General features: G+C 64.3%; 3 protein-coding genes. All 3 read right to left on the bottom strand.

The features are described from left to right. Window positions 1–73: 73 nt before the first annotated feature. The 3 genes from NZM16_RS12270 to NZM16_RS12260 all read right to left on the bottom strand — a co-directional run bounded on the left by NZM16_RS12270 (window position 74) and on the right by NZM16_RS12260 (window position 3,916). A complete protein-coding gene (locus NZM16_RS12270) occupies window positions 74–517 on the bottom strand; it encodes a thioesterase family protein (protein WP_295448602.1) in 444 nt (147 codons plus the stop codon). Beyond that, on the bottom strand, window positions 514–1,008 hold the full coding sequence (locus tag NZM16_RS12265; RefSeq protein ID WP_295448604.1) for a metallophosphoesterase: 495 nt from the start codon (window positions 1,006–1,008) through the stop codon (window positions 514–516). The genes NZM16_RS12270 and NZM16_RS12265 overlap by 4 nt, the downstream gene beginning before the upstream one ends. 373 nt (window positions 1,009–1,381) lie before the next feature. Next, entirely contained in the window at window positions 1,382–3,916 is a 2,535-nt protein-coding gene (locus tag NZM16_RS12260; protein ID WP_295480630.1) for a tetratricopeptide repeat protein, read from the bottom strand. Window positions 3,917–4,248: the final 332 nt, after the last annotated feature.

The following is a 4,248-nucleotide window of genomic DNA, read 5'->3' as shown; positions in this document are numbered from 1 at the left end:
AGGGGCCATTGCCTTCTGGACTCGCTTCGGCTCCTCCAATCCCCAGTTTATAACTGGGCGAAGCGACGCATGGTTAGATATCGCCCTTTTCGAATCGAAGGAACCGCTCGCGCCAGGGCTCCGGGATCGGCACAGGAGCTCCCCGGGCGTAATCGTAGGCCACCTGCACCGAGCGTCCCAGGGCCATCACCTGGCCGTTGTCGCGACGCTCGATCTTATACAGGAAGACAAAGCTCCGCTGGCGCACCTCCGCAACCTGGATCCAGACCTGGATCGGCATCTCCATGGTGATAGGCGCTCGATACTGACAGATCGCCTCCGCCACGATCATCCCAAAGGGTTCCAGCGGAGGAGGAAATTGGGCCAGCTGGCGGATGTAATGGAGGCGTGCCTGCTCAAAGTAGGTGAAATAGACCGCGTTGTTGACATGGCCCATCGCATCCATATCCCGGAAGCGGATCTCGATCGGCACGGCCATGCGGAACGGTAGATCCGGCGGGAACAGCTCCTCCTTCATGGCTCAACCTCGATGAAGCGGAGCTCATCGGTCTCCAGATCCAGGATGCAGAAGGAACGGCTTTCATGCCGAACCCCTCCCAGGGCGCCCGGGTTGATCACCCGCGTTTGACCGATCCGCTCATCGCGACGCCGATGGGTGTGACCATGAAAGACGTAATCGAAATCCCCTGATGCAATGATCTGTTGCAAGCGCTCCGTGTCATCCCCGTGGAGGATGGCGATCCGACGGCCCGCCACAGTGGTGGCGATCTCATCGCCCAGGAAAGGCTGGCAGCCCAGGGCGACCACTGCTGGCTCCAGCGCATCCAGACGATCCAGATTGCCGCGGACGAACAGCACATCCCAGCCCTTGAAAAGAGAAACGACCTCCGATGAGGTGACATCACCACAATGGAAAAGACGCGCGATCTGTTCCTGGCGGAGGATCTCCAACGCCCGACGGGTATTCTCGATGTGATCATGCGTATCGCTCAGGATCCCGATCCGCATCGATGCCCTCCAGGGTCTGGTTTTTATCCAACCGGCAGGAGTAACGCCGTTGGGAGCCGGTCGGACGAAGTGGAATCACTCCGCCCCTCTGTATCCTCCTTGCCCACGGCCCTTTGGGCCGTGGGCAAGGAGGATCTAAAGAATTCCCGAGGGAACAAACAGCGTAGATCCCACCAATCGGGCAGACTGGGGAATGATGAACGCATTTCCCGGGATGGATCCGGTTCCAGGGCCCTTTAAAGGCGCGGCGGGTAGAGCCCTTGCCCTTTTCCTCCTCCCTCCCCAAGACCCAGGGGGCCTCGGGGGGGGGAGAAATTGATTTTTGGGCAGGCGAGGGAGGACACCCCTGGCGGCCTACCGCCCACCTAAACCCTTAGCTCAAAACGGAGAGGGCTCGCCGGTAAGCCTCCAGGGCCTTCTGGAGCTTCCCGGCTTCCTGATAGGCATCCCCCAGAACCTGCCAGAGCCGCGATTCATTGGGCCGCAATTGCACTGCCTGCTCCAGATCGGCGATCACGGTGTCGCGCATCGAGGAGACCCGCAGGAGCCGCTGATACTCCCGGACCGCTCGCGCCGTGTCGCCCAGATTGAAGAGCAGCCGTGCCATCGCCAGCCGGGTCTCATGGTCCCGCGGCTGCTCCTTCAAGCGAGCCTCGTATTCCGTCAGGATCCCCAGAAGCGGACCGGCCATCATTTCTGCGATGGGAACGGCCTGCAGGCGCTCCAGCCAGCGGAGATCCACCGGGGGAAGCGGCTCCGGCACCTTCCCGGCTGGCGGGACGCCCTCATCGACCGCCAGGAGATCCCAGATCGGTGCCGCAGCGGAGGGCGGTGTCTCCGCCGTCCGCACGGCTGCCACCTCTGGGACCTCTGGGACTCCCGCCCCAGGGACCGCTTCAAAGGTGATTTCCTCCTCCCCTGCTCCTTCCATCGTCAGCGGAACTTCGGCCGGAACCTCCGCCGGCATGGCCTCGACGGGCGGCTCCTCCGTCACCGGCGGGGCCTCCGCGGGTGTAGCTTTCGGGAAAAGCCCGATCTCCGTCATCCACTCCGAAGGGATCTCCAGGGGCTGTGCGGCCGCTTCCTCCAGCAGCGCCTGGAACTGGGCTTCCTCCGCAGGAGCGGCTTCCAGCACTTCCTCCGGCGGCTTGAGAGCCAGCAGCCACTCCGGCAGCGCCGCTTCCTCTTCCACGGCCGCCTCCTCCCTTTCCTCGCCGGCCGAGATCCCGGGGAGTTCGGGCGAAGGCATCACCTCCACAGGTTCCGGCGGTGGAGCTGGCTCCCGTGTTTCCGGCGGGCGACGGCCCAGGATCTCCGCCATCCGGGCCTCCGCTTCCCGTTCCGCCTGGGCTCGTAATGCTTCCTCTTTCCCCTCCGCAATTCGAGCCAACCAGGCTAGGGCCTCCTCAGGGCTCAAGGACTCCGGAAGCGGGGGAAGCCCAGCGAGCTCCGGGGACGGGCCCTCAGATCGCTCTCCGGCGGGCTCGACCCTCTGGACCTCAGCAGGAAGCCCAGCCTCAGGAGGGAATTCTTCCTCTGGAACCTCGAAGGGGATCTCAAAGGGCGCTTCCTCCGTGCGCTCGATCCCCTCCGGCAGCGTGACGACACCGGCTTCTTCCACCGGCAGAGGTCCTGGCAACTCGGGGCCCGGAAATTCTTCTTCTTCCCATGGGACTTCCGGCAGGGATGGGAGTTCTTCCTCCGGGGGGAGGGGCGGTTCCGGTGGGAGGACGAAGTCTTCCTTCAACCACTCCGGCCACTCGATTTGGGGAAGCGGTGCCTCAGGGACAGCTTCCTTCAACTCTGGCAACGCCGAAGGTGCTGGCGCTTCCGCCGCCTGGACCCATTCCGGCACTTCCTCCACCGCCGGCGCTGCGATCTCTTCCTCCGGAGGCGGAGCCACTTCCACCGAGCGGAGCCATTCCAGCGGCTCGGAGATCGGTTCCGGTGGAGCTTCCTCTGGGATCTCAGCGGTGGGAAGGGTTTCAGGAACCGACCACAGGATCTCCTCCGGCCCGGCCGGTGGGGGAGCTTCCACAGAGGGAACGGCCTCGCCCAGCGGGAGGCCCAGGGCCTGCAGCCACTCGGGGATCTCGCCCTCCTCCACCGGCGGCCGGGCGTAGGCAGGTGTGGGCGGCGCATACATCAATCGCTCGATCCGCACAGAGGCCGGCTGGATCGAAGCGGTGGGGCCGAGGAGATCGGGGGCTAGGGCCAGCTCAGGGTCCACGGCCGCCGCGCGCCGGAACAGTTCCCGGGCATCGGCCTCCCGGCCGCTGGCCATCCAGAACTCTCCCAGGATCAGATTGGCCTTCAGGCAGTAGGGCAACTCCTGCAGCAGACTTTGGGCCGCCCGGGCGGCCTCCAGGCGACGGCCATCCCGCCACATCACCTCGATGTAGAGGGCCCGCAGATCATAGCGACGGGGTGCTTCCTGGAGCAGGCTCTCCAGCTCAGCGATGGCCGCAGCGTAAAGATGGCCCCGGGCATAGAGGCGGGCCAGCGCGCCCCGGGTCAGGGGGAGGAATTCCAGCGGCATCCCGTCCCGGCGGGCGTAAAGCTTGGTCAGCTCCTCACGGATGAACTCATTGTAGGGGAGGATCTCATAGGCTCGCTCCATCTGCCAGGCGGCCTCGGCGATCTTCCCCTGGCGCTCGTAGAGGACGCTGAGGCCGATCCGAGGGAGGAAATCCTCGGGGTCCGCGCTGAGCGACCGAGCGAAGAGATCCATCGCCGCCTCATCCTGGCCCTTCTCCAGATACGCCTGGCCCAGCAGGCGGTAGGCCTTGTAATACTTCGGGTAACGCTTCAGGATGTGGAAACAATGGGCGATGGCCTCATCGTAGGCTTCATCTTGTAGGAGACGTTCGATCTCCGCACAATACTGGGAGAGCGTGATTTCCTGCATCCGGAGCCCCCTTCCCGTTGGGTCGATTTGATTATAACGAAGATTTTGGGGCCTGGAAGCGCGCGCAAGGTGTGCCAGCCTTCACAGAGAAAGGTGACGCCATGGGCAACTTCTAAACTCTCCCGCGGGTGTTGGAGCTGGGAGGCTGCCGAAGCCCGGCCCCGAAAAGATTTTTCTCCCCCCTCCCCAGAGCCGCCGGGCCTTGAGGAGAGGGAAGAGAGGAGGGAGGGGCCTGGCTCGCTCCCTTCCCGAGGGCACCTGGATGGAACTTGTCGTCGGAAGTTGCACATGGCGTAGGTAAAAAAAGTGGGGTGGGGGGGGGGGGGGGGGGG

The organism is Thermoflexus sp. (assembly GCF_025055495.1).
In the GTDB taxonomy this organism is placed as follows: domain Bacteria; phylum Chloroflexota; class Anaerolineae; order Thermoflexales; family Thermoflexaceae; genus Thermoflexus.
This window is presented reverse-complemented; position numbering and strand designations above follow the sequence as displayed.

Excerpts from the sequence above, each read along its gene's own strand:
- NZM16_RS12265 (WP_295448604.1), bottom strand. The coding sequence starts at position 1,008 with ATGCGGATCGGGATCCTGAGCGATACGCATGATCACATCGAGAATACC.
- NZM16_RS12260 (WP_295480630.1), bottom strand. The coding sequence starts at position 3,916 with ATGCAGGAAATCACGCTCTCCCAGTATTGTGCGGAGATCGAACGTCTC.
- NZM16_RS12270 (WP_295448602.1), bottom strand. The coding sequence starts at position 517 with ATGAAGGAGGAGCTGTTCCCGCCGGATCTACCGTTCCGCATGGCCGTG.